The organism is Paraburkholderia sp. GAS32 (genome assembly GCF_050434225.1).
GTDB lineage: Bacteria > Pseudomonadota > Gammaproteobacteria > Burkholderiales > Burkholderiaceae > Paraburkholderia > Paraburkholderia madseniana.
This window is the reverse complement of sequence record NZ_JBNPVS010000010.1, coordinates 19,741-45,736: the sequence shown is the minus strand read 5'-3', so window position 1 is coordinate 45,736 and position 25,996 is coordinate 19,741. Positions and strand designations below refer to the sequence as shown.

Sequence of the window (25,996 nt, the reverse complement as noted above, 5' to 3'; positions counted from 1 at the left end):
TTAGTGTACGCGGCGCACCGGGGTTTACGCGAGGCCGGCGCACTTTAATCGCGAAGCATGGCGCGCAAAACGTGTGACCGGCTAGCCGGTCAGCCAATGAAGCGATTGCCCCATTAACACGGTGAATCCGACGATCGCGGCCATCGGCAGCGCCAGCCCTGCCAGATGCGCGGCCAGCGCCACGCGGATATCGAGCGGCGCTCGCTGCACCGGTTGTGCGGGGGTCACCAGCGCGGCTGCCGGACCGGTCTCAGCCGCTCTGCCGTTGGACGCGCCGCCGGCGCTCACTTCAGGCTCGCGACACCCGGCCGCGCGAGGTGGAGCACCTCGTAGACCGTGCGCCCCGCCGTGGCGACCGGCGCCGCCGACGACAGCGTGAGACGGATCAACTTCCAGTCGGCGACATCGAGCGCGGAGACCACGGCGACCGTATCGTCCTGCTCCGCGATGCGACGGTTCTGCTCGATCAATGCGGCGCGCAACTCGGCGCGGTTGTCCTGCTCGCCGATCGGCTGTTCCTCGCGATACAACGCAAGCGCCCGTTGCGCCGGCCCCTTGCGGGCGTCGAGCGGCAGCCAGGTTTCAACCTCGGGACGGCCGAAGTCGTCGATCACGTTCTGAAAGCGCGAGCCCATGAAGAAGTCGGCGGTCTGCTCGACGTCGAGCCATAGATACACCGCGGAATACACGTTCGCGGTGGCGCCGTAGCGGCCCCGTTCACGGACGACGAAAGCCTTGAATCCCAGCCCCTCGGTTGCGTCCCACAGCGGGCCGCGCCGCGTCGCGCGCTCGCGGATGATCCCCATGTCGTAGGTGGACGGCAGGCGGTGCGAATACTGTTTGGCAAGCATGGCGAAGTCCTTGTGGTTTCGACTGAGGATGAGCTTGCGCCCGCACAATCATTACATCAAGATATGGTGATTTATATCTGCGATAAAGTTTTGATATGGGCAGCCTCACCCGTCCTCTCGATCTGGATGCGATCCAGGCTTTCGTGCTGGTCGCGGATCTCGGCAGCTTCACGCGCGCCGCCGAAGTCATGGATACGTCACAAGCCGCGATGAGCCTCAAGCTCAAACGGCTCGAAGCGCGTCTGGGCTACCGCTTGCTGGAGCGCACACCACGCGCGGTGAGACTCTCGCCGCGCGGTGACGCCTTTATCGGCGCTGCCCGGCAATTGCTGCTCGCTCATGAGCGAGCGCTGGCGGGGACCGCCGACGCGCCGGAACGCCGGCTCAAGCTCGGCATCAGCGACCACGTGGCAGGGCCGAATTTGCCGGTGCTGCTGGGGCGGCTCGCGGCTTACGATCCGCTACTCGTCATCGAAGTACGCATTGCCGCGTCACGCGACGTACTTGCATGGTTCGAGCGGGGTGAAGTCGACGCTGCGATTGGCCGTCGGGAAGGTGATCGCCGCGATGGGCAACTGCTGGCTGAGGAGCGGCTCGGCTGGTTCGCGGCGCCAGGCTGGCAGCATCGCGAGGGACAGCCGCTGAAGCTGGCGACGCTCGCCGCGCCATGCGGGATTCGCGCGATTGCCACGGATGCGCTCGATGCGGCCGGGATTGGGTGGACCGAGGTGTTCGTTGGCGGAGGCGTGATGGCTGTTGGCGCTGCCGTCAGCGCAGGGCTCGCCGTGGCCGCGTTGGCGCAGCGCGTGGCGCCGGCGGGAGCGGTGGAGGTCGGCGAGCAACTCGGCTTGCCGACGCTGCCGACTTCGAAAGTGGTACTGCATACGCGGCTAAGCGACCCGCGCTCGCAGGAAACCTTGCGAGCGGTCAGTTCGGCGTTTCTGAGCGCGGCCTACTGAAGGGAATGGGCGGAGCGGATTGACCGGTCCACCCTGGCTCAGTTGTTTCCACTTCCTGGCGGTCTCCCGCCATCCTGTGGAGATCCACCTTGAGGGCGGTTATTTCCACCGCCTTGCTGACCTCCCTGCGGACGGCCGCCTGCATTGCCCGGTTGCTGCCCGCCCGGAGGGTGTCCGCCCGCATTGCCCGGTTGCTGCCCACCCGGCGGACGACCGCCTGCATTGCCCGGCTGCTGCCCGCCCGGTGGACGACCGCCTTCATTGCCCGGCTGCTGGCCGCCTGGTGGGCGTCCACCTCCATTACCCGGCTGCTGCGCGCTCGGTGGACGACCGCCGCCATTGCCCGGCTGCTGCTCGCCTGGTGGGCGTCCACCTCCATTACCCGGTTGCTGCTCGCCTGGTGGGCGTCCACCTCCATTACCCGGTTGCTGCCCGCCCGGTGGACGACCGCCGCCATTGCCCGGCTGCTGCCCGCCTGGTGGGCGTCCACCTCCGTTGCCCGGCTGCTGCCCGCCCGGTGGACGTCCGCCTGCATTATCCGGTGGCCGGCCTCCTGGCGGCCGACCACCCGCATTCCCGGGCGGCGGACCTCCGGGCGGACGCCCTCCTGGTGGCCGTCCGGCACCGGAGCTCGGAGGTGGCGGCGGTGGATGATGCGCCCAGCGGGATTGCTGGCCGTACCACGGCCGGCCACGATAGTAATTGCCCCAGTAGGTACCGATCGAGAACGTCACGATCGGCAAGCCGATCACCGTGCCGTAACTCATCACCGGCACATTGCTGCCCTGATAGGGATAGCTGAGTCGCGCCGCATAGACCCAACCGCGCAAGTTCGGTGCGGCGACGTCACACCATTGGTAGTTGCTGATGCAACCCATCACGCTAACCGGGACACCACCCGGCAACTGCGTCACGACGGGATAATCCGAAGCCGGCCCGGCGCGCACGTTGACCGTGCTGTTCGTATAGGCCTGCGACTGTGCGGACGCCACTGCTGGCAGCGCCAGCAAGCTGGCCGCCACATACATGCATCGAACGAGGTGTTGTTTCATTTTATCTCCCGTTTTTTACGTCCCGCGTTTGCGTGCGTGCCGCTACGGCTTGCATGTGTGCCTGCCTGCATGCACGTGTGAATGCGTCGGGCCTGGTCGTCGCTTCAAGCGGTGTGGCGGCCACAGCGCCTACTCATCCGCACCCGCAATGCACATGCCTGAAACCACCCGGCAAATGCTTACGGACTTGCCCAAGCCGTTCCAGTGCGCCCCGTGCAAAGCAAGATTTGGTAATCACCCACCCGAACTCACGCTGTTTTCGGGCATCTGCATTCCGGCGACTCGGCCGATCATCCATTGCATGAAAAACCCATGCACCGCCGGGAGCACCATGAAAATTTTCCGACCAATCCTTGTCGCCGCACTGATGCTCACGCATCTGCCCGCTCACGCCACCAGCTTCGACTGCACCAGGGGACGCTCGCTCACCGAACGGATGATCTGCAACGACCCTGCGCTCTCGAAGCTCGATGACACGCTTGGCCAACTGTACTGGAAAGCGCGGCGACGGGTCATCAACCGTCGCGCCTTCCTCACTGACAGTGACAGCAAGTGGGCGTGGCGGGAAGCGAATTGCCGCGATGCGGCGTGTCTGGGGACGTGGTATGCGACGCGGATCGAGGAACTGCAGCGGCTGATCGAAAGTATCCGAACGGGAACCCAGGATGGTCCGGCCGAACCCGACACTCAACGTAAGGCGGTGATGCCCGCGCTACAGCAAACCGAAACCGCGATGCTTCGATGCACCGCGGCGGATCCCGGAATCGTCGTGAACGACCAGTGTTCCACTGTGATCAGGGAGAACAACAGTAAGTGGAAATATCAGCCGCACGGCGGCGACTGGTTCTGCGGACTGGCGATGCTCGCGCCGGCGGAAGTGCGATAGCGCTACCGGGCGCTCCAGAACCGCCGCTGAACCTCCATCACCTCACTCTCCACCTCGGGCACCGGGCCGATCACCTCGACGGGCTTCTGGCAGTGATCGAACACATACCGACAATCCACGCTCATGGTGGGATTCTCGGAATGATCGCCGGTCGCCTCCAGCAAGCGCTTCTCGGTCATGCCAAACACGACGCGGCCGATATTGGCCCAGTACATCGTGCCGGCACACATGCAGCAAGGCTCGACTGACGTGTAGAGCGTGCAACTCCACAAATACTCCGGCGTGAAATTCAACGCCGCCACGCGAGCCAGGACCGACTCGGCGTGATTCACCGTATCGACATTGCCCTGCTCCATCAACACGGTCTCCTGATCCGGGCCGACCAGCACCGCGCCGAACGGATGGTGTCCCAGCAGCGTCGCCCGCTCGGCTACCCGGCTCGAATGCCGCAGATGCCGTACGACCTGCTCGTGCGTCGGCGTTAAACCCTGCGGCGGATAGGCCGGCGCCACTCCAGCGGCGCCGGCATCGGTCGGGACGGTAAGACTCACGGGCGATCTCCTTTAGTTTTTAATAATAGTTAGGCAAGCCAATCAATGCCTTACTTCGGCAGCGAACCGTCGACGCCTTGCACGAACCAGTTCAAACGCAGCAGCTCCGCATCGCTCAACGACTTGCCCGCGGCGACCTTCACCACACCGGACTGATCCGCGATCGGACCGGCAAACGGATTGAACTTGCCGGAGATGATGTCGTCACGCTTCTGGCTCAACGCCTTTTGCGCCGTCGGCGACACCGCATTCGTGTTGATGTTGGCCAGATCGATCGCCTTCTCTTTCAGCCCCCACCACACGGGCGAGTTATTCCACGAACCCGCCATCACCTGCTGCACCAGATGCGTGTAGTACACGCCCCAGTTGCTCACGCACGCGCCCAACTGCGCGTTCGGCCCGAACTTCTTCATATCGGAGTCCCAGCCGAATGCATGCACTTTCCTCTGCTCGGCTGTCTGCATCGTCGCCGTCGAATCGGTGTTCTGGATCAGCACGTCGGCGCCCTGGCCGATCAGCGTCTCGGCGGCCTGCTTTTCGAGGCCCGGGTCGAACCAGCTATTGATCCACACGACCTTCACGCGTGCATTCGGATTGACCGAGCGCGCACCCATCGTGAATGCGTTGATGTTGCGCACCACCTCCGGCACCGGCACCGAGCCGACAAAGCCGAGCGTGTTGGACTTCGTCGTATAGCCGGCGACCAGTCCGGCCAGGTAGGCGCTCTGGTAGGTCCGCACGTCATAGGTGGCGAAGTTGGCGGCCTTCTTGTAGCCGGTCGCATGTTCGAACACGGCGTCCGGGAAGTCCTTGGCGACCTTCAGCTCGAAATCCTGGAAGCCGAAACTCGAGCCGACCACGATCTTGTTGCCCTTAGACGCCAGATCGCGAAACACGCGCTCCGAATCCGCCGACTCCGGCACGTTCTCGACGCGCGTCACCTTGATCTTGTCGCCGAATTTCGCCTCGACCTCTTTCACGCCCTGCTCGTGCGCGTAGGTCCAGCCGGCGTCGCCCGGATTACCGAGGTAGACGAAGGCGATGCCGAGCGGCTGCGCAGTCGCGGCGGCTGCCGCTCCGGCACCGAGCGCGAGGGACGCGCCGAACGCTGCGGCAAGAACGGTCCGGACGGTTTTGATGCGCAATGAGTGATGCAGCACTCGCGCCAGCTTTGCTTTCATGAATTCTCCGAAGATGATTTCCAGGTGCCTGCCAAAGTGCCGGGACTGTCCCGGGCAAGGCTCCAGCATAGGGGGTCATATTCGAAGGTCAATTTCCGCGGAAAAATTATTTCTCGTTATCTCGCCCATAACGAAATCTGTATTTTGGTGGCAAAAACCTCAGTGAACGCGCGGCGGCGGGTCCGCCTGCTCTTCGCCGGGCGAATCGCCCTCACCGAACAAATCCGCGCACAAGCCCTGCCCGTTCTCGCTCAGGCGCGCCGTTCCCGTGCCTTCCTCGTTGAACGTGGTGTCCACCAGGCCGCCGTCGACCAGCGCCGTTAACTGCCGTCGTAAGCCGCTCATCGGCACATCCGCCTGTTTAGAAAGCTTGGCGAGCGACCACGCGCCGCCAGGCGTCTCCAAATGCGCGCGCCACAACTGCGCCAGCACGGCTACCAGTACCGGATCGAGTTCCTCGTCTTCCATCGTGAATGTCTCCTCGCTTTTCTCAAGGCCGATCAGGCCATCTGCGCCACCAGTTCACCCAGCGTCTTCAATGCCGCCTCGGTCTGCGCCGTCCACGGATAGCTGTAATTGAGCCGGATGAAGTGGCGAAAATCGTCGCGCATCGAAAACATCATGCCTGGCCCGATCGTGATGCTGCGCGCGAGCGCCGCCTGATAGAGCCGCATCGAATCGACCCGTTCTGGCAACTCCACCCACAGCACGTACCCGCCTTGCGGCGCCGACATGCGCGTGCCCGCCGGAAAAAACCGCTGCACCATCGCCATCATGATGCTCGCCTGTTGCCGGTAGATCTTGCGCACGTGCCGCAGATGCCGGTCGTAGCCGTCCTGCTTCAGGTAATCGGCGACGGCGACTTGCGGCACCGAAGGCGTGGTCAGCGTGTTGAGAAACTTCAGCTTCTCGACCTGTGCGCGGTAGCGCCCCGGCATCGCCCAGCCGATCCGGTACGAAGCGGTGAGGCTCTTCGAAAACGATGCGCAATGCAGCACCAGCCCTTTGGTGTCGTAGTTCTTCAGCGTCGATGGACGCGCCTCGCCGAAGTACAACTCCTGATAGACATCGTTCTCGATGGCAGGAATCTCGTGCGCGGCGAGCAGTTCGACCAGTTGCTGCTTGCGCGCGTCCGGCATCTGGAAACCGAGCGGATTCTGGAAGTTCGGCATCACCATGCACGCGGCGATCTTCTGCCGCGCGATGACCTGGGCCAATGCCTCGATGTCGATGCCGTGGACCGGATGCGTCGCCACTTCGATGGCGCGCATGCCGAGACGCTCGATGGCGTGCAGCATCGCGTAGTAAGTCGGCGACTCGACGGCGACCGTGTCGCCCGGCTTGGCGACCGCCTGCAAGCTGAGGTTGATCGCCTCCGTCGCGCCGAGCGTGATGATGATTTCGTCGGGATCGACCGGCACGCCATTCTCGGCATAGCGCCGCGCGATCTGCCGGATCAGCTCGGGATTGCCGGGCGGCAGGTCGTCGATCAGATTCCAGCTCGCGTGACGCCGGGCGATCGCATTTGCGTACTGGTTGATGCGCCGCCACGGAAACAGCGACGGATCGGGATACGGTGAGCCGAGCGGAACGGCATCATGCGCGCGGATGCTGCGCAGGGTCGACAGCACGAGGCGGCTTACGTCGACCTCAGCGGCCACCGGCAGCGCCTGGGTTGCCGGCTGGCGGTTCAGACGCGGCTCGTCGAGCGCGGCCGCCGTCGCCACCGCATCGCGCACGAAATAGCCCGACTGCGGCCTGGTTTCGACAATCCCCCGGCTTTCCAGCAACGCGTATGCGTGCAACACGGTCTTGATGCTGACGCCGTGCTGCTGGCTCGCCTGCCGCACCGACGGAATCCGCTCGCCCGCCGCGAAGACGCCGCGGCGTACGGCTTCGGTCATTTCGTCGGCGAGTTTTTCGTACAGTTTCAAGGACCAGGCTCGAACAAAAACATGGGCGGGAACGCCAGTCTATGACAAATTTCCACCAACTGTACCCCTCTCCTTTCCGATTTTCTGTATGCTGCGCCGTTTTTGGAACACAGTAGGCTTTCATGCATCGGCATAAAGCCTCGTCCAAGCCACCTCCGGCGGCAAGATCATGAAGAAACCTGAAGCTCGCATCGAACCGTATACCCACCCCGCCGCTGGCTGGGGCGCGCTCAAATACGTCGCCATCAACCTCCTCAAGGAAAAGGTGACGGGCGGCGACTACCGCATGCTGCTCAAGCAGAATCAGCCGGACGGCTTCGACTGCCCGGGTTGCGCGTGGCCGGACCGCGAGCATGCGTCGACCTTCGAGTTCTGCGAAAACGGCGTCAAGGCTGTGGCGGCCGAGGCGACCAGCAAGCGCGTGACGCCGGCGTTCTTCGAGGAACATACGGTCGAAGAACTGATGGCGCAGTCGGATTTCGAGTTGGAACAACATGGCCGCCTGACCGACCCGCTCGTCTATGACGCCGTGCGCGACCGTTACGTGCCGATCGGCTGGGACGAAGCATTCGACCTCATTGCCGACCACCTGAAACGCCTCGACGATCCGGACAGCGCCGCCTTCTACACGTCGGGGCGCGCCAGCAACGAAGCCGCCTTCCTGTACCAGTTGTTCGTGCGCATGTACGGCACCAACAATTTCCCCGATTGCTCGAACATGTGCCACGAAGCCACCAGCCGCGGCTTGCCGCACACGGTCGGCATCGGCAAAGGCACAGTCACGCTCGACGACTTCGAACACGCCGATACGCTGCTGATCTTCGGCCAGAATCCGGCGACCAACCATCCGCGCATGCTCGGCGAACTGCGTGAATGCGCGAAGCGCGGCGCGACCATCGTGTCGATCAATCCGCTGAAGGAACGAGGCCTCGAACGCTTTGCCAGCCCGCAGCATCCGGTGGAAATGATCACGATGGGCAGCACGAAGATCAGCTCCGTATTCATCCGCCCAAAGGTGGGCGGCGATTTCGCCTTGATCAAGGGCGTTGCCAAACGCGTGATCGAACTCGACGACGAAGCGTTGGCCTCGGGTCTGGAACGCGTGCTCGACGTCGCGTTCATCGCCGAACACACGGTCGGCTTCGATGCGTTCGCCGACGATTTGCGTGCCGAAAGCTGGGACACGATCGTCGCCGAATCGGGTGTGCCGTTTGAAGACGTACTGAAGCTTGCCGACATCTACGTGAAGGGCCGTGCAGTGATTTCGACGTGGGGCATGGGCCTCACGCAGCACAAGAACTCCGTGCCGACGGTGCAGATCCTGTCGAACCTGATGATGATGCGCGGCAATATCGGCCGCCGCGGCGCGGGCTTGTGCCCGGTGCGCGGACACTCGAATGTGCAGGGCGACCGCACGGTCGGCATCGAAGAACGGCCGACTCAGGCGTTTCTCGATCGGCTCGGCGAAGTCTACGATTTCGAACCGCCGCGTGAGCATGGTCTCGACGTCGTCAACACGATCCAGGCGATGCTCGACGGCAAGGTGAAGGTGTTTATCGGCCTCGGCGGCAACTTCTCGATCGCGACGCCGGACACGCCGCGCACATGGGAAGCGATGCGCTCGTGCGAACTGACCGTCCACATCACGACCAAACTGAACCGCAGCCACCTCATACATGGCCGCGACGCGCTGATTCTGCCGACGCTCGGACGCACCGAAATCGATCTGCAGAATGGTGTGGCGCAAGGCGTGAGCGTCGAGGATTCGATGAGCATGGTGCACATCTCGTACGGCATGAACAAGCCGGCCTCGGAGAATCTGTTGTCGGAGATTGCAATCGTCGCGCGCATGGCGCACGCCACGCTCGGCAGCAGCAAGGTCGATTGGCTCGCGCAGGCAGCAGACTACGCGTTGATTCGCGACGGCATTGCGCAGGTGATCGACGGCTTCCAGAACTACAACGAGCGCCTCAAGAACCCGGGCGGTTTTCACCTGGGTGTGGCGTCGCGCGAGCGGATCTGGAAGACGCCAAGCGGCAAGGCGCAGTTCCTCGTGCATGCGATTGACGTCGACACGCCGATTCATCAGGCGCGCGCCGAGCATGGCGAGCGTCTGATGACCCTGATGACGACGCGTTCACACGACCAGTACAACACGACGATTTACGGCCTCGACGACCGTTATCGCGGCGTATATGGGCAGCGGCGCGTGCTGTTCGCCAACAAGGACGATCTCGCGATGCTGGGTTTCGTTGCGGGCCAGCGTGTGGATATCAAGAGCGTGTGGGCCGATGGGATCGAGCGTCACGCGGCCGGGTTCCTGCTGGTGGAATACGACATTCCGCGCGGGTGTCTTGGCGCTTACTATCCGGAGACGAATCCGCTGGTACCGCTCTCTTCGGTTGCCGATGGCGCGGGGACGCCGACTTCGAAGTCGATTCCGGTGTTGTTGACGGCGTCGGCGGTTGAGACGGTTGAAGCAGCCGAAGCGGTTGCCGCTTGACCGCTGACCGTTGCCATCGTTTGCGAGTTTCGCGGGATTCTGATCATCAGTGAATCCCGAAGCTCGAGGCTTAACGCTCAGGTCTGAGCCTTCTTCAGATCGCGGTGCGTGAGATACAAGCGCAGATCGAATTCAATCTGGTGGTAGCCCGGTTGCATGAACTCGCAGAGGCGGTAGAACGCCTTGTTGTGGTCGCTTTCTTTCAAGTGAGCGAGTTCGTGCACGACGATCATTTTCAGGAACTCCGGCGCGGCGTCCCTGAATAGCGAGGCGATGCGGATTTCTTTTTTTGCCTTCAGTTTGCCGCCCTGCACACGCGAGATGCTCGTATGCAGGCCGAGTGCGTGGCGCACGACGTCGAGCTTGCTATCGTAGGTGACTTTGTCGATTTGCGTGCCGTTGCGAAGGTGTTCGCGCTTGAGCTCCGCGCAGTACTCGTACAGGGCCCGGTCTGTTTGCACTTGGTGCGTGTCGGGGTACCGCTTCGCGAGGTAAGGGCCTAGTTGTTCGTCGGCTATCAGTTTTTTGACTTTTTCCTGTAGCCCGGCTGGGTAGCCTGTCAGGTATTTCAGGTGTTGCATGATGGTGTTCTTTGCGAATGGCGACGGCACGGGAGTTGCATGCCTCGCGGCGGAGACAGCGGGACGCGGATTTTCGTTGGGTCGAATTCAACCGCGATTGTCTTCGCAGTCCGTCCACAACCGCAGCGGATCCCGGTGAAGCGGATACTGCTTGTCGAGCCACGCCGACAGCCGGGTCCAATCGGGGTGGTTGGTCCCGGTCTGCGCAGACCATGTCGACGACCTCTCGAGAATCTGTCCGTTCTCGCGATCACGGACAAGCAAACTGCCAAGACCGCTCGAACTGTTCTCCTGCGTTTCGACCCGATACCGTGGCAGGAGTCTCACTTCAGCATCCCCTGCCCAGCCGTACACGGCCCGGACCACGCCGGTTGCGTCCTTTAACTCCACTGCGCCGCTGGCCGGCCGAATGGCCGCCCAGCCTTCAGGAAATTCCGCGACGACCTCATTGCCGCTTTCCCGGACCCATTTCATACGCCAGGCCCGCTCCATCGCATCGCGCACGTGCGACACCGACTCGTACCCCGGAGGCAATTCGATCGCTGCAGGCAAGGTAACGAGGTTGTCTTTCCAAAGCTTTGCCTCGCCACGATCACGTCGATCGGTTGTTCTGGAAACTTTTTCTCCGAACGGGTTATCAGGCCGGCTAGCGAGATGGGCGCCGCTTTGCTGCAGGTCGGGGAAAAGACCGTCTGCATCACGACGCGTTAGTTTTGGTTTTCCGTTTTTCATGGTGTCTCGCTGAAAGGCGCTCTCAAGAACGACCAATTTACATTAAACATGGCAACGTTCTTCGCAACGGCGCAATTATCCGGGCCGCGGCGGCCGCCAGTTCGATATGTTTCGCCACGAGGGCAAGCAGGAAGGCGCGCCGCCTTGCACGTCAATTTGCGGTCTTTGCGAATGATTTTCGAGGACACCGTGACCGTGCGCAGCGACAGCACCGCTACGCCAAGGTCCGCCTGACCGAGTGTGGGCGGTCAAACGTGCGGCAGGTCGTCAATACATTTTTCGACATGCTCGCCAGGGACATCAGTGTCAATCCCGTCATGGCCGTCGGTGTGAGCGACAGACACGATTTTTGGCCCCAGAAACCGTATGCCGCCGAGCGTAAAAAGGGACCAAACAGCATTCCCCCGACGGATCGTGGCCACGACTTCGGCCACCTCGACAATCGACGTGGGGGACAACCAATCACGCGTCGCCGGGTCGACGGGAGCCCAACGCACATGGGTAATCCTGTCGTTCGTCGGATTGATGCGAATGGCGTCTATAGCAAACGTGGCCATATCTGCCTCCATCATTCTGCCAAAGGAATTTCACTATTATGCGCTGCTTCTTTTTCTGGTTCACCAGCCAATTTCCTCGCCGGATCGTCTGCGACGGCGACGCGGCGCGCCTCGAGCGCAATTCCCCGCGGAAGGTGTTCGGCAGCGTTGTCTTCAGTCAGACTGATCTTGACGCGAGACCCCGTCGTCGCTCTGGACAAGCTTCGGGCGCCCGGTCGCGTCTGGACCTGTATCCACCAGCTTGTTGCGGTAGTCACAGGCGGGACAGAGGAAAAAGAATCCTTGTTCATCCAGTTCCGGCTCGACGCGATCGAAGTCGAACGAGACATTGCAGTTTCGACAGGTCCACATAGCGGCCTCCGTCGGTATCTTCGAGGAATCCTCGTATGAAGGATACTATCCGCAAGCCGACCCTCTGGCGCAAGATAATCAGTGCTGCCCCGCGTTCAGGAGCATCCAGATCTGTCGCGTGGGCGCACCTGCGAGAATGCGTGCAAACACGCCGCCGCACCGCACGCACGTGTAGTGCTCTTCTGCTCGCGTATCCTTCACGGTGCCGACGCCGTTAGGCGTCAGGTCGTCATGCGGAGCCGCAGTAGCCGACTGCCCGTAGAGATCAGCGCATCGTGCGCATGGTTGAATCCAGAGTTGCATTTTGAACAACTAGAGCAGTGATCAGCCGTTGCTGACGACCGAGCCGCCTTCGACCATCAGGTCGACACGCCGCTTTCCTTCTACATACCCAGCCTCGCGGGCCGCTTCTTCGCTGCCGAACGTGGCGACAAGTTCCTGGAAGCGAATGCTCTGCCCGGCGAGGTGGGCATCGGAACCGTGGCGACAGATGTACGCCGAGTAGTGCCACAAGGTGGTTGGGGCCGGTGGACCGTATGCAAGGATCGGAAGGACCCAGACTTCATATCCGCTGTGTTCGATCTTGTCCCACATAGCTACCTCCATCGTGATCTTCGAGGAATCGTAGCATGTCATACCTGACGACACGGATCTCGCTGGCGAGCACGGCATGCGTCCCAACGCCGCTATTTTGTTGACACTCGCAGTCAGACTTCACTCATACAGGGCCAAATATTCATGCAGCGACTGAAGGACAGCGGCGCCCTCTCCGACAGCAGCCGCGACCCTCTTCACCGAACCACTGCGAACGTCACCAACTGCAAAGATGCCTTGCCGGCTCGTCTCCAGAAATCGAGGCGGACGATCCGGCGGACACGCCTTAAGTGCATCGGTGCCGGTGAGCACGAAGCCGTTCTTGTCCAGCGCAACACAATCGCCGAGCCAGCCGGTACTGGGCTGCGCACCGAGAAACAGGAAGACGTGCCGGATCGGTTTTTGTTCGATCTCCCCTTGCCGGTCCCATTTGACCGATTCAAGCCGCTCCTCGCCGTACAGCTCCACGACTTGGGTCCGCTGATGAACGGTAATGTTGGACGCCGCATCGATCCGTCGGATCAGATAATTCGACATGCTCGCATTGAGTCCGTCACCGCGAATCACGATGTGAACATGCCGCGCAAATCCCGCGAGAAAAACCGCTGCCTGGCCGGCTGAATTTCCGCCACCAACGATAATCAATTCTTCGTTGGCACAAAACGCGGCTTCCATGAACGTTGCGCTGTAGTAAACGCCGCGCCCCTCGAAATTCTCCAGGCGGTCCAGCGGCGGTTTCCGATAACGCGCGCCAGTAGCAATGACGACGGCGCTGGCATATACGTGCTCGTCGTAATTGAGCCGAATGTGAAAAGGCGGTGCGTCCTGGCAATCGATGCCGAGCGCTTCAATGGGTACGCCGACCTCGGCACCGAACTTGCGGCATTGCGACAGGCCGCGGCCGGCAAGCGCTTGACCCGAGATGCCCGTTGGAAACCCGAAGTAATTTTCTATCTTTGAACTGGTACCCGCCTGGCCACCCGGCGCCTTGGTGTCGAGGACCGCGACCTTCAAGCCTTCGGAGGCCGCGTACACCGCGGCCGCAAGACCTGCCGGGCCGGCGCCCACCACGACCACATCGAACCGCTCGCCATTCAGCTTGTCGGGACTGAGACCGATTGCATCGGCCACGGCGCGGTGGGTCGGGCACTTCAGAACGTGACCTTGTAGCGTGATGACCACTGGTATATCAGCTTCTGTCGCGCCATTGCGTTCGAGAAGCGCCTGCGCTTCCTGATGCTCGACGATATCGAAGTAGGCCGATGGCTGACCGTTGCGGCTCAGAAAATGCCGAAGACGGAACGTGGCCGCGGACGCCGAACTGCCAATGACCAGAATACCCCCGCTCTGGTCCTGAATAAAAGCGACCCGGCGCAGGATGAACGCGCGCATGATTGTTTCGCTTAATTCAGCTTCCGCGATGACGAGCGCGCGCAGCGATTCCTCGTCGATAACGATGACTTCGCAATCACTGGTGGCGCGCGCCGTGGCCACCGCGGCGCGGCCGGCAAGCGTTCCGACCTCACCTGTGAAGCTGCCTGGACCGTGCCTGCCCAGCACATGGAGACCGTCTCCTGAGCCTCTCGTCGCCTCGATAGTCCCTGAGACGATGGCGAACATGGGAATGTGCCGGTCGCCTTCGGAGAACAGCACATCGCCCGTGTTCAGCCTGCGTCGCTCACCGTACCTCTCCAATAGTGCAAACTGTCTTTCATTCAGCGTTGGAAAAATCTGGTGGTGGCGGCTGCCGCCTGACACCAATTCTCCAACTCCGCCCGACGATTTATCGCTCATGGAGAGATTCCAAATGAGTGGGCACGGATTGTGACCCGGGTGAGCACCTTGAGGGCACGAATAATCAAAAGGACTGGAGACTGCGAACTGCAATATCCGTGCTGATTGTGTACCTGAATTTCGGTCGCAGTAAAGTGCGCGAGACGCGGTGGCTCGCCCGCACGCTGGATGGTAATGGCAGCGCGCCTATTCGAAAAGCCTTGAAGCGGCTGGTCCCTGCCGCTTCGTGAATCGTTATGTGTCTGCGGTCTAACGGGCCAGCGTTGCAGCCGATTCGATTGTTGCCGCGTCCTTCTCAGCTTTGGCGACGCGACCGGGGTTTACGCGGACGGCCTCCCCGCTCTGGTTCGGAAGGGATCACGTACGGCTCGAGCTCCATCAGGATCTCGTCGAGCCTGATACGTAGTTCCTTTGGCACTTGCGCCATCATCTCGGCATAGGCCTCGGTTGTTACCTGGCGCATGGCCTCGATTTTTTTCAAGCCAGCAGGTGTCAATTCAACACACTTCTGCCTGCGATCCTCGGCCGCCTCCCGACGATCCACCACGCCTTCCCGATACAGTCCGTCGACCATACGACTGGCCGCAGCATGACTCAGGCCAGTTGCCTCGGCCAGTTCAGCAATGGTCTGCGAATCGTGGTGATGGAGATGGAACAGAGAGATGACACGCGCGAAGGTCACGTCGCCGCTTAACATCGTCGACTCAAGGGTTTACAGAATTTCCGGAAATCGAGCGGAGTACAACTTGGTACGGGGACCGCATGTGATCGAAGCGGCTATGTGCGTCAGCGAAGAGACTTTAGCGCGGTAAGGTAAGCGGTGCGCTCGGCCGTGACCAATCGGCGACCTTCAACTTGCGGGCGGAGGATCTGTTCGAAGAATAGTCGTTCGTCCACTGTGAACTGCGTCGCGAGAATGTCGCCGAGCCGCGGAGCCCAAGGGTGCGGCGAGCTGCCAAGCAGCACGTCCCAGGAGGTGACCGCGGCGGGACGTACATCAATGTGAAACTCCATATGAATATCCGCGAACCCCGCATCTAAAGCGAAGCGGACCAGATCGCGTTCGCCGTAGTTGGCAATCGGATTCGCAGAAATTTTTTCGTCAGTATCGGGAAACTGAGCGGATTTCCAGCGATGCAGCAGGTGGAAGAAGTTGCCCCCTGCTTTCTCGGGCAGACCTTCAACGATTTTCCGCAGCGAGCTTGCCTCGATTGCATCGTCGCGCATAATCGGTTCGGCGATCGACAGCCGGCCACCGGGCCTGAGAATCCGATGAAATTCCCGCAGGGCGGCCATCTTGTCCGGGACATACGCGAGAACGGCCCGTGTCGTGACTGCATCGACAGTGCCAGCCTCAATGCCATCGAGCGATTCGGCGGAGCATTGGATGAAGACGCACTGATCCTGGATGTTCCGCTGAACTGCGAGTGCTTCAGTGTGACGAAGCAGAGGTGCCGAAATATCCGTCATAAGCACGCGCAGCGATGGGCCTATCCGGTCGATCGCGCTTAAACCGATCAGCCCATCTCCGGTACCGATGTCGGCGAGCGTCATGCCAGGGGTAAGCCTCGCGCCGTCGAGAACGCGGTCCACATGGTGTTTGAGTTCGACATGGAGGGCTCGTTCGTGCCCTGGATCATCTCCGTGCCGGATATGTAACAGCCAATCGGACCACACATCGGATTGGGGCTGGGAGTCGGAGCTATTCATGTCGAAGGACGAATGTCGATTGGATAACGAGGTGTGTCGAATGACCAAAGACTCGAACCTCATCCCGGATCAGCCGACCAGCAGTTGGGCGGCATCGCCGTCGGCGAATGAATGTAAGGGACGTTACCTTATGAGAACCTGAGGGACTTGCTATCAGAGCGGGAAACCACGCAGGAATGTCTGGCGTCGGACTGTGGATAGACAAAGAGGTCCGCGCTATGAGAGGCTTCGCATCACGTCGACCCGACGGCGAGGCGATCCGCGCCCGCTGACGTTGACCGTATCGCCCGGCCTCCGCTGAAAGTGGGTTGGGAAGTCGCCGCTCCAGCACGGCGATCCTTCAAGAAAACGAGAGCTAGAACGTGAGTGAGTGGGAAGCCGGCGGCATTGATGGTATTGCGTACACGTACGGCTATTGCGACGAACTGGATCCGCTGCGCCTTAGACTTCCGTTGCTACAGTCTGGATTCGCCCCTCCGGCCCTGCGTACCGCCTGCGAACTGGGATTCGGCCACGGCGTCAGCGTGAATATCCACGCAGCCGGGTCAGCTACAAGATGGTTCGGTACCGACTTCAACCCGTCTCATGCGAGCTTTGCACGGCAATTGACACAGTGCGCCGGATCGCAGGCAAGCTTGTTCGCTGAAAGCTTCGCAGAATTTTGTAGGCGAGACGAATTGCCGAAATTTGATTTCATTGGCATGCACGGTATCTGGAGCTGGATTTCCGACGAAAACCGTGCGCTCATTGCCGATTTCATACGACGCAAACTCAATGACGGCGGCGTCGTGTATATGAGCTATAACACCCAGCCCGGGTGGGCCACGATGTTGCCCGTGCGCGAATTGATGAACTGTCATTTCCAGGCGAGCGCGAGGTTGAATGCCCACGGCGGCGTGCCCGCCGAAACGCAAGTCCAGACGCACATTGCAGCGGCGTTAGACTTCGTAAAGACCGTGGTTGCGACGCAACCCGGCTACGCAGTGGTCAACCCGCAGCTGGCTGAACGTGTCGACGCATTGTGCAACGAGAACACGCACTACCTCGCGCATGAATATTTCAATCGTGACTGGCAGCCCATGACTTTCTCGCAGGTCACATCATCGCTTGCCGCGAGCGGTTTGACCTATGGCTGTTCTGCGGACTATCGCGATCACGTCGACGAGATCAATCTCAACCCAGCTCAACGCGCCTTGTTGGTGGGCATTCCGGATACCGCTTTACGGGAGACCGTACGAGACTTTTGCATCAACCGGTCGATGCGGCGAGATTACTGGGTCAAAGGGAGCCGAACACTCGGTGAGGAGGCGCAGCAGACGGCGCTGCGCGCGCATCGCGTCATGCTGGCGCTGCCGAGGGCTTCGGTCTTGCTGAAGGTGCGCGGAGCGCTGGGAGAAGCGACGCTACCGGAAAGCTCATATGGTCCGATTCTCGACGCGCTTGCCAGCCATCACCCCGCACGTCTCTCCGATATCGAAACCAGCGTCCGCGGACGCGGAATTACGCTCTCCTTCATTGTCAAGGCCGTAACATTGTTAGTGGGGGCCGGCGTGTTGCTGAATGTACAGGACGAGGCGCACATTAATCTGGCTCGTCCGTCGTCGGACAGGCTGAACGCCGCCATTTGCGAGCAGGCGCTCCAGCATGGGGACGTACAATTTCTGGTCAGTCCCGTGTCCGGATCGGGTGTTTTGATTCCCCGTGTGCCACAGCTCTTCCTGTTGGCAAGGCGACGTCATTTAAGGGAACCCACACAGTGGGCCGAATTCGCCGAAGCTGCTTTGCGTACGAGTCCCACGCCAGTTCACGTCACGGAGGGCGTTTCCGTTAGCCCGCTGAACACCCGCGACGATCTGATTGCGAAAGCGAATCGCTTTGCTGAAATACATCTACCCATATTGCAGGCACTGGGAATCGCTTGAGGAAGAGATACGGTCGGCAAGCGGATGGCGCTACCTCCATGACCGCGTCCCCTCCAGGGGACAATCGCGCGTTCGGCCAACGCAATCGCCGCAGAATTGCTTACGGCGACCACGTCATCCTGCAATCAACGCGCGGCCGTTACTGCCGGTCGTCTGTCGATACAAAGGCCATGCCGTGCGGACTTACCAAATTGGTCACCAGAGGAAGGAGTGCTCCGCTACGCAGATCAAGTTGGCCGACATAAGCCGGCACCGCCGGCGTGCTACTCGTAGCGGCCACGCCCGTTGATGCGGAGAACGCCGCGTCGCGCTGCCAGACATTGGCACTAATCTTGTACACCACGTTCGCCTTCGTATCGGACACCAGCAGGTAGCCCCGTCGCGCAGTGGCGAATACCGTGTCGTCCACCTGCACGTTGCCGAGAAGCGGCAGATATTGCACTCGCGGTTCGTCGCCCGACGAGCGCAACAAGACAAGCTGACCATCTCCCTGATCATCGAGCAGTACATCACCCGACGGCGTCAGCGTCATTGAATCCGGATCGGTCAGGGTCAGGTTCGCCACCGTGCCAAACGGAATGTTGCTGGCGTCCAATGTGCCGCGCATTACCGGAGTGACGTCGATTGTGTAGGTGCTCGCATCAAGGTGCACAACGCGGACAATCGCGGGCCCCATATTCTTGCCGCTACTGTTAAGGGTGGGATTGGACGCGCTGAAGTAGGCCTGGCCGTCCTTGAACACGATGTCATCGTAACCGCCGCCGTGCAGCGTCTTGCCAAAGGAATACGGTTTGGATGCCTGGCCGGTCGAGGGATTAATGATGACGAGGTTTGGATTCGCATCCTCATTCTGCATCGCCCAGATCTCGCGAGTATACGGATTGATCTTCAGGCCATCGTTGTGTCCCGCGACTTGATAAGTCTTCACGACACTGCCGTCTTGCGCGTATTCAACAATCACGCTCATCGCGCCGTTCGAGCCATCTGGTGCGCCGTTATTTGCATAGCCGACCCAAACGTGACCATCGAGCACGGCCAGTGAATCCGGTGCGCTCATCAACCCGCCGGAACCCGCCGCGAACACGGTTATGCTAAAACCCGGAGTGACTAACGGCTTCGCCGCGGTTTGCGCGTTGGCGCCGCCAGCCGCGAAACTGAGGGCGGTGAACGCTAGTGCGGTGCGACTAAAAATGCGGCTTACTGTGTAAGCAGATCGAATGCGGGGCATGTTCGTCTCCGGAAACAGGTATGCGGGCGGAAAAGGCAGAGGCACCGGCATATGCCAGGTACCCGGCAATGAAACGAAATATATGGAAACATGCGCGCATGACTGAACGGTGACGGCGCGTAAAACTACGCCGGCTGGTATGCCCCCATGCGTCTGCAAAGCTCGTCGCTAGTAGTGTTCTTGCTGCCAGTCTGTGCCGAATGCGGGCGAGAACCGTTTGGCATTTTTACCTCTCCTTAAGAGATCCTTAAGAAGATGGAAATTTTGAAAAAATATACTGTTCAAGCACTCCGAATCGAGGCCGATAGACAGAACGCAGTACACACGTTTTTTCTCTATCGGGAGATTGGGATGTCCATTCAGGCAATCGGTCAAAGCGCCGCACAAGCAGCGGCTTCATCCGCCGCGTCTACCTCGAGTTCAGCGTCGAGCGCCCCGGCATCGGGCACGAGCGCCTCTTCGGCTACGGGGTCGAGCACCAGCACGCCCGCGTCGTCCGCTTCGTCAGCGTCGTCGTATACGGTCAACATCAGCAGCGCCGCACGTGCTTTGTTGGCCGAAGCAAGCGAGACGTCGGTTCAAACCGCGCAGGAAGCAGGAAAGGGCGATCAACAGGCGCAACGCCTGCTCGCCAAGGAGGCCGCAGCCAAAGTGCACTAACGCACTCAGGAAATTCAGCCGGAGGGTAAGGACCGCCGCGCCGGATCGGCGGCGGTCCCGCAGAATTGGAATGCGTGCCGAGACGACACGCTGAGCAGGGTGAGCGCGCCGGCAGTCAAGCACCGGCCGCTATGCACCGCGTTGCGCGCCGTCGGCGCTCAACCTACCGGTTCACGCTCGAGCATGCCGCCTTTCGCGCGCCGTTTCGCCAGCCAATGGGACAGACGATCGAACCACAGATGCACCACCGGCGTCGTGAAAAGCGTCAGCATCTGCGAAACGATCAGGCCGCCGACAATCCCGATACCCAGCGGGACACGCAATTCCGCCCCCGCGCCGTGGCCGAGCGCGAGCGGCAGGGCGCCAAACAGCGCGGCGAGCGTCGTCATCATGATCGGCCGGAAGCGCAGTACGCACGCCTGACGGATCGCCTCGCGCGGCGATAAGCCTTGCTCACGCTCGGCCACAAGCGCGAAATCGATCATCATGATGGCGTTTTTCTTCACGATACCGATCAGCAGAATGATGCCGATCATCCCCATGATCGAGAGATCCTGGCCGCACAGCATCAGCGCCAGCAACGCGCCCACACCCGCCGAGGGCAGCGTCGAAATAATGGTGAGCGGATGAATCGCGCTCTCGTACAGGATGCCGAGGATCAGATACACCACCACCAGCGCCGCGGCGATCAGATACGGTTCGCTCGCGAGCGACGCCTGAAACGCCTGCGCCGTGCCCTGGAACGAGCCCGTCAAACTGTCGGGTTTGCCTGCGGCGACTTCGGCCTGGTGAATTGCCGTCACTGCGTTACCGAGCGATTGCCCCGGCGCCAGATTGAACGAGATCGTCACAGCCGGGAACAGCCCCTGGTGATTCACCGAAATCGGCGACACGTTGTTTTCGATTGTCGCCAGCGTGTTGAGCGGCACCAGTTCGTTCGTCAGCGGCGAACGAACATAGAGGTGCGCGAGCGCATCGGTGGTCAGCTGGAAGCCCGGATCGACTTCTTCGACAACGTGGTACTGGTTCAACTGTGTGAACAGCGTCGCGATCTGCCTTTGACCGAACGCGTCGTATAGCGTGTCGTCGATGGCTTGAGCAGTAATGCCGAAACGCGAAGCCGTGCTGCGGTCGATCACGAGCGTGGCGCTGGTGGCTGCCGCTTGCTGATCCGAAGTGACGTCGGCGAGTTGCGGGAGCTTCGACAGCTTATCGGTTAGTACGCCCGCCCAATGATTGAGTTCATTGATATCGGGGTCCTGAAGCGTGTACTGATACTGCGCGGCGCTGATACGGCCGCCCACCTGAATATCCTGGCGGACCTGCATCGACAAGGAAATGCCCATCACCTTCGCCAGTTGCGGTTTCAGGCGATTGAGCACCTGCGCGGCGCTGTCCTTGCGCTGACCGAACGCTTTCAGGTTGATCATCACGCGGCCCTGGCTCACGGTGGGATTCGCACCCATCCAGTAGTAGACGTTATCGACGGCTGGATCGGCTTCGATGATATTGCCCAGTTGCTGCATTTTCAAAGACATCGCGCGCGGGGAAATATCCGGTGCAGCCTGCGCGACACCCATGATCAAACCACTGTCTTCCTGCGGGAAGAAGCCCTTCGGGATCACGACGAACAGCGCGATAGTCGCGACGATCGTCGCGATCGTCACGCCAAGCATCAGTTTCGGCCAATTCAACACCCAATCGAGACCTCGCTCGTAACGCCGCTCCACCGCGACAAAGCCTCGTTCGAGCCAGGCTTCAAGCTTGCGCATCCGCCCTGTGTCATCCGGCTCAGGCGAGCGGATCAGCCAGCCGCATAGCATCGGCGTGACGGTCAGCGAGACCAACGCCGACATCAGGATCGCCGCGCTCACTGTCACCGCGAATTCGCGGAACAGGCGTCCGACAATGCCGCCCATCAACAGGATCGGAATGAACACCGCGATCAGCGAGATCGTCATCGAGATAATGGTGAAGCGCACTTCCATCACGCCGAGCAGCGCGGCTTTCATGCGCGGCACGCCTTCCTCGACATGCCGCATTACGTTTTCGATCACGACGATCGCATCGTCCACCACGAAACCCACCGCGATGGTCAACCCCATCAGCGACAGATTGTCGAGGCTATAGCCGAGCAGATACATCACGCCGAACGTAGCGACCAGCGACAAAGGAATCGTCAGGCTCGGAATGATCGTCGCCCACACGTTGCGCAGAAACGAGAAGATGACCATCACGACGAGCGCGACCGTCAGCATCAGCGTGAACTGCACGTCGTGCACCGACGCATTGATGGTTTGCGTGCGATCGCCCACGACATGCAGATGCGCGGCGGCGGGTAGCGTCGCTTCCAGCGCAGGCAGCTTCGCCTTGATGTTGGCAATCGTCTGCACGACGTTGTAGCCAGGCTGCTTGTGAATATCGAGGATGATCGCGCGTTCGTGCTGAAGCCACGCGGCCTGCTGGTTGTCTTCGGCGGCGTTCAGAACGGTGCCGAGATCCGATACGCGAATCGGCGCGCCGTTCTTGTACGCGATCACAAGATCGCGATACTCGGAGGCGGTCGTGATCTGGTCGGTGGCGTTGAAAATCACCGAGCGATCCGGGCCGTTCAGGCTGCCCTTGGGTGCATTCACCGTCTGCACGCCGACGATCGAGCGCACATCTTCCAGCGTGAGGCCGCGCGCGGTGAGCTTGTCGGGATCGAGCTGGATGCGTACGGCAGGCCGCTGCTGGCCGTGAAAATCGACCAGGCCGACGCCGGGCATCTGCGAGATCTGCTGCGCCAGATAGTCTTCGGCGTAGCTGTCGAGTTGCGTGAGCGTGAGCGATGGCGAGGTCAGCGCGAGTGACAGCAAGGTGAAGTCGGCCGGGTTGACCTTTTCATAGGTCGGCGGGTTCGGCAGATTCTTCGGCAAGGTGCCGCCGGCCGCGTTGATCGCCGTCTGCACGTCCTGCGCCGCGCCGTTGATATCGCGCGACAAGTCGAATTGCACCGCGATGTTGGTGGTGCCGAGCGAGCTTGACGACGTCATCTGCGTGATACCCGCGATCAGCGAGAGTTGTCGTTCGAGTGGCGTCGCGACCGAAGTCGCCATGGTCTCCGCACTCGCGCCCGGCAACTTCGCCACGACCTGAATGGTCGGAAAGTCGACTTGTGGCAAGGGCGCGACCGGCAGCAGGAAATACGCCACCGCGCCCGCCAGCAGCACCGCGATAGCAAGAAAACTGGTCGCAATGCGCCGTTTGATGAACAGTTCCATCAGGCTCATGACGGATTGTCCTGGTTAGCCTGACTGCCCGCGGAGTTTGCGTTGGCCGGTGCCTGGGCTACTGTCGGCACCGTGGTGGCCGCCACATGCACGCCTGGGTTCAAGCGGCTTTGTCCATCGAATACAACGAGATCCGCGGGCGCGACACCGCTGCGAATTTCCGTCATTCCGTTGACCGTCACGCCGATTTTCACCGGACGCATCTGCGCCGTGCCATTCGCGTTGATCACGTATAACTGCGTGCCGTTCTGCGTGTTCACCACCGCGCGGCTCGGCACGGCGACCCGCCGCGTATCGGTACGCAACAGCACGCGCGCATTCACCAGCTCGCCCGGCCACAGCTTGCGATCCCTGTTGGTGAAGGAGGCCTTGAGTTTGACCTGACCGGTGGTGGGGTCGACCGTACTATCGATGAACACGAGCGTGCCGTCGGCGAGCGCGGTGCTGCCGGAACGCGTGGTGACGTTCACCGCCAACGGCGCGGCCGCCTGATTGGCGAGCAAGTCGGGGAGCACGTCTTGCGGCACGGAGAACAGCACGGTAATCGGCTCCATTTGCGTGACGGTGACGATACCGGTCGTGTCGGTGGGATGCACGATCGCGCCGATGTCGGCTTCGCGCGCGCCCACACGGCCTGTGAACGGCGCGAAGAGCATGGTGAAGCTCAGTTGCAGGCGATCGCTCTGCACCAGCGCTGCATCTGCAGCGACCGTGGCGGCGAGCGCTTCGACTTGCGCCTTCGCGGTGTCCACGGCCTGGGTGGTCGCCGCGCCAATGCCGACGAGCTTCGAGTAACGCGCGAGATCGAGCCTCGCGTTATCAAGCGAGGCCTGGTCCTTGCGTTGCGCCGCTTCCGCCTGATGCAATTGCGCGGTGAGCGGTCCCTGGTCGAGTTGCGCGAGCAACTGCCCTGCCTTCACATCCTGCCCTTCAGTGAAAGCCACGCGCTGCAACTGGCCGTCCACACGCACTTTGACGTCCACAGTATTGAGTGCGAGGACCGTACCCACTGCGGCCACGCGAATCGGAAAATCGCTGTTCACCGGATGGCCGGCGTTGACCGGCACCGCAGCCGCCGGCTTCACGGCCGGATGCCTCGGCCATAACCACGCGACAAGGATCGCGACAAGGACAACGAACGCCACCACGAGCGGCGCGCGACGGCGCGCCCGGGGCGCCTCGTGGTTCGGAAGGTCGGCAGGTTTCATGAGCGGGAAGGCGTAGAAGTGGAAGCGGCGCTGCTATCGGTCACGCCGAAGCCGCCGCCGAACGCGCGAAACAGGCTCACCGACGCTTGCAGGCGCGCGAGCCGCGCCTGCACCAGTGTGTCTTCGGCTTGATAGAGCGTGCGTTGGGCGTCGAGTACGGTCAGAAAGTCGACGGTGCCGAGCTCGTATTGGGCTTGCGCGAGTGTGGCGGCTTTGCGGGCAGCGTCAGCGGCGGTCTGGTCGGCGGTTTCCGCGAGCTGCTGCTGTTGCGCCGCCGAGAGCGAATCCTCGACGTCCTGCAGCGCAGTCACCACGGCCTGCCGGTAATCGGCGACGCCCTTGGCTTCGGCGGCCTGGGTTGCGTGCAACTGACCGTGCAGCGCGCCGCCGTCGAACAGCGGCGCGGCCAGCGACGTGGCGAGGCTCGCAAACGGACTCGACAGAAAATGCGAAAGGGACTTGCTGCTGAGCCCGCCGTCGGCGGTCAGCACGATGTTCGGCAGAAAGGCCGCGCGCGCCGCGCCGACGCTCTCATTGGCCGACTGCAACTGTGCTTCTTTCGAGCGGATATCGGGGCGCGTTTCCAGCAGGCTGGCCGGCAGATTCGGACGCGGCTGGGGAATGGTGATACCGGCGAGCGCGGTGTCGGTGACCGTAAACTGCTCAGGCGCGGTGCCCACCAGCACGGCGAGCGCATGGATGTTAGTGTCCAGTTGCTGTTGCAGCGCCGGCACCGCCGCCTGGAAGGTGGCGAGCGCATTGCGCTGCTGCTGGACCTGCAGCTCGGTCGCGACGCCCGCCTCCTGTTGCGCGAGCAACAATTGCAGAATGTGCGCGGCATCGTCGGAAATGGACCGTGCGATCGCCAAACGGCGGCGCAGGCTCTGCACCTGGAAATACGTGTCCGCCACCGACGCGGTCAGCGTCAACGCCACCGTATCGCGATCGAACTCGGACGCGCGCGCGAGCAGGTCCGCCGCGCTGGCGTTGGCGGCGTTGAAGCCCCAGAAGTCGACTTCGTAACTGGCTTCGGCAAACAGGCTCTGGGTCTTGGTGGTCGAGCCACGCCCCTGGTGAGCGCGGTCGAAGGTGGCGCCGACCGAGAGCGACGGATACTGCGGCGCGCCGGCTTTCTCGGCGTTGCCGCGCGCCTGCTCTACGCTCGCGATGGCGGACGCCAGCGTGAAGTTGTTTTGCAGACTGCGATCGACCAGCGCATCGAGCGCGGGGTCGTGATATTCGCGCCACCAGCCGCTCTTTACAGGAACGGTATCGGCGAGCGAAGCATTCGCCGCGCCGTCGAAGCGCTGCGCGAGCGGCGCAACCGGCCGCTGATAGGCCGGCACGAGCGAGCACCCGGCCAGAACCGCGACGCCGAGTGCGCATGCGGCAGCACGCAGGGCCCGACGAGGCGCACGAGGACTGACGACGCGCGAAAACGGCGCCGGACGGGACAGCCCTGACATTGGA

At 61.6% G+C, this 25,996-nt stretch carries 24 protein-coding genes; 4 read left to right on the top strand and 20 right to left on the bottom strand.

Annotation, left to right across the window (positions count from 1 at the left end; genetic code table 11):
* Positions 1-81: 81 nt before the first annotated feature.
* Together P3T25_RS14525 and P3T25_RS14520 are read right to left on the bottom strand one after the other, a co-directional pair.
* Positions 82-288: a hypothetical protein gene (locus tag P3T25_RS14525; protein WP_171925453.1), complete on the bottom strand. Its 207-nt coding sequence runs from the start codon at positions 286-288 to the stop codon at positions 82-84.
* The gene (locus P3T25_RS14520) at positions 285-851 is read right to left on the bottom strand and encodes a DUF4865 family protein (RefSeq protein ID WP_266237120.1); all 567 of its coding nucleotides are present in this window, start codon (positions 849-851) and stop codon (positions 285-287) included. Before P3T25_RS14520 ends, P3T25_RS14525 begins: the two co-directional genes overlap by 4 nt.
* A 95-nt stretch (positions 852-946) precedes the next feature.
* Between P3T25_RS14520 and P3T25_RS14515 the strand changes: the two genes are divergently transcribed.
* Positions 947-1,810, top strand: coding sequence for a LysR family transcriptional regulator (locus tag P3T25_RS14515; protein ID WP_429358274.1), 864 nt, complete (start codon positions 947-949; stop codon positions 1,808-1,810).
* A 38-nt stretch (positions 1,811-1,848) separates the two neighbouring features.
* Here P3T25_RS14515 and P3T25_RS14510 read toward each other — a convergent pair whose 3' ends face one another.
* Positions 1,849-2,862: an SH3 domain-containing protein gene (locus tag P3T25_RS14510; protein ID WP_266237123.1), complete on the bottom strand. Its 1,014-nt coding sequence runs from the start codon at positions 2,860-2,862 to the stop codon at positions 1,849-1,851.
* Positions 2,863-3,193: 331 nt separating this feature from the next.
* Here P3T25_RS14510 and P3T25_RS14505 point away from each other — a divergent pair, with 331 nt between their 5' ends.
* Positions 3,194-3,748 carry a lysozyme inhibitor LprI family protein gene (locus P3T25_RS14505; RefSeq protein ID WP_154562676.1) on the top strand — a complete coding sequence of 185 codons (555 nt, stop codon included), beginning with the start codon at positions 3,194-3,196 and terminating at the stop codon, positions 3,746-3,748.
* Between the two features lie 2 nt (positions 3,749-3,750).
* Here the strand turns inward: P3T25_RS14505 and P3T25_RS14500 are convergent, their stop codons facing one another.
* The 4 genes from P3T25_RS14500 to P3T25_RS14485 form a co-directional block, all read right to left on the bottom strand.
* Positions 3,751-4,299, bottom strand: a complete 549-nt coding sequence (locus P3T25_RS14500) for a nucleoside deaminase (protein ID WP_168435793.1) — start codon at positions 4,297-4,299, stop codon at positions 3,751-3,753.
* A gap of 50 nt (positions 4,300-4,349) precedes the next feature.
* A complete protein-coding gene (locus tag P3T25_RS14495; protein WP_154562674.1) occupies positions 4,350-5,480 on the bottom strand; it encodes a BMP family ABC transporter substrate-binding protein in 1,131 nt (376 codons plus the stop codon).
* Between the two features lie 159 nt (positions 5,481-5,639).
* The gene (locus P3T25_RS14490) at positions 5,640-5,948 is read right to left on the bottom strand and encodes a helix-turn-helix domain-containing protein (protein ID WP_429358273.1); all 309 of its coding nucleotides are present in this window, start codon (positions 5,946-5,948) and stop codon (positions 5,640-5,642) included.
* 32 nt (positions 5,949-5,980) lie between these two features.
* Positions 5,981-7,414 (bottom strand): PLP-dependent aminotransferase family protein, encoded by a 1,434-nt coding sequence (locus P3T25_RS14485; protein ID WP_154562670.1) that lies wholly within the window; start codon positions 7,412-7,414, stop codon positions 5,981-5,983.
* Positions 7,415-7,583: 169 nt separating this feature from the next.
* Between P3T25_RS14485 and P3T25_RS14480 the strand changes: the two genes are divergently transcribed.
* Positions 7,584-9,917, top strand: coding sequence for an FdhF/YdeP family oxidoreductase (locus P3T25_RS14480; RefSeq protein ID WP_171925446.1), 2,334 nt, complete (start codon positions 7,584-7,586; stop codon positions 9,915-9,917).
* 77 nt (positions 9,918-9,994) lie between these two features.
* Here the strand turns inward: P3T25_RS14480 and P3T25_RS14475 are convergent, their stop codons facing one another.
* The 8 genes from P3T25_RS14475 to P3T25_RS14440 form a co-directional block, all read right to left on the bottom strand.
* On the bottom strand, positions 9,995-10,498 hold the full coding sequence (locus tag P3T25_RS14475) for a M48 metallopeptidase family protein (protein WP_171925445.1): 504 nt from the start codon (positions 10,496-10,498) through the stop codon (positions 9,995-9,997).
* A gap of 87 nt (positions 10,499-10,585) precedes the next feature.
* The gene (locus P3T25_RS14470) at positions 10,586-11,230 is read right to left on the bottom strand and encodes a hypothetical protein (protein ID WP_266237128.1); all 645 of its coding nucleotides are present in this window, start codon (positions 11,228-11,230) and stop codon (positions 10,586-10,588) included.
* Positions 11,231-11,478: 248 nt separating this feature from the next.
* A complete protein-coding gene (locus tag P3T25_RS14465) occupies positions 11,479-11,787 on the bottom strand; it encodes a hypothetical protein (RefSeq protein WP_154562664.1) in 309 nt (102 codons plus the stop codon).
* Positions 11,788-11,798: 11 nt separating this feature from the next.
* Positions 11,799-12,116: a hypothetical protein gene (locus tag P3T25_RS14460; RefSeq protein ID WP_216674135.1), complete on the bottom strand. Its 318-nt coding sequence runs from the start codon at positions 12,114-12,116 to the stop codon at positions 11,799-11,801.
* A gap of 346 nt (positions 12,117-12,462) precedes the next feature.
* Entirely contained in the window at positions 12,463-12,744 is a 282-nt protein-coding gene (locus P3T25_RS14455; RefSeq protein WP_429358272.1) for a hypothetical protein, read from the bottom strand.
* A 108-nt stretch (positions 12,745-12,852) separates the two neighbouring features.
* The gene (locus P3T25_RS14450) at positions 12,853-14,526 is read right to left on the bottom strand and encodes an FAD-dependent oxidoreductase (RefSeq protein ID WP_171925441.1); all 1,674 of its coding nucleotides are present in this window, start codon (positions 14,524-14,526) and stop codon (positions 12,853-12,855) included.
* A gap of 295 nt (positions 14,527-14,821) precedes the next feature.
* A complete protein-coding gene (locus tag P3T25_RS14445) occupies positions 14,822-15,223 on the bottom strand; it encodes a MarR family winged helix-turn-helix transcriptional regulator (protein WP_171925440.1) in 402 nt (133 codons plus the stop codon).
* Between the two features lie 89 nt (positions 15,224-15,312).
* Positions 15,313-16,236 (bottom strand): class I SAM-dependent methyltransferase, encoded by a 924-nt coding sequence (locus tag P3T25_RS14440; protein ID WP_429358271.1) that lies wholly within the window; start codon positions 16,234-16,236, stop codon positions 15,313-15,315.
* 362 nt (positions 16,237-16,598) lie between these two features.
* Here P3T25_RS14440 and P3T25_RS14435 point away from each other — a divergent pair, with 362 nt between their 5' ends.
* Positions 16,599-18,158: a class I SAM-dependent methyltransferase gene (locus tag P3T25_RS14435; RefSeq protein WP_171925438.1), complete on the top strand. Its 1,560-nt coding sequence runs from the start codon at positions 16,599-16,601 to the stop codon at positions 18,156-18,158.
* 139 nt (positions 18,159-18,297) lie between these two features.
* Here P3T25_RS14435 and P3T25_RS14430 read toward each other — a convergent pair whose 3' ends face one another.
* The 5 genes from P3T25_RS14430 to P3T25_RS14410 form a co-directional block, all read right to left on the bottom strand.
* Positions 18,298-19,215: a hypothetical protein gene (locus P3T25_RS14430; protein WP_429358270.1), complete on the bottom strand. Its 918-nt coding sequence runs from the start codon at positions 19,213-19,215 to the stop codon at positions 18,298-18,300.
* A 542-nt stretch (positions 19,216-19,757) separates the two neighbouring features.
* Positions 19,758-19,916, bottom strand: coding sequence for a hypothetical protein (locus tag P3T25_RS14425; RefSeq protein ID WP_171925436.1), 159 nt, complete (start codon positions 19,914-19,916; stop codon positions 19,758-19,760).
* Between the two features lie 288 nt (positions 19,917-20,204).
* The gene (locus P3T25_RS14420) at positions 20,205-23,318 is read right to left on the bottom strand and encodes an efflux RND transporter permease subunit (RefSeq protein WP_266237139.1); all 3,114 of its coding nucleotides are present in this window, start codon (positions 23,316-23,318) and stop codon (positions 20,205-20,207) included.
* Complete coding sequence (locus tag P3T25_RS14415) at positions 23,315-24,526, bottom strand: efflux RND transporter periplasmic adaptor subunit (protein WP_429358269.1); 1,212 nt, start codon at positions 24,524-24,526, stop codon at positions 23,315-23,317. Before P3T25_RS14415 ends, P3T25_RS14420 begins: the two co-directional genes overlap by 4 nt.
* On the bottom strand, positions 24,523-25,992 hold the full coding sequence (locus tag P3T25_RS14410) for an efflux transporter outer membrane subunit (RefSeq protein ID WP_171925433.1): 1,470 nt from the start codon (positions 25,990-25,992) through the stop codon (positions 24,523-24,525). The genes P3T25_RS14415 and P3T25_RS14410 overlap by 4 nt, the downstream gene beginning before the upstream one ends.
* Between the last annotated feature and the right edge of the window lie 4 nt (positions 25,993-25,996).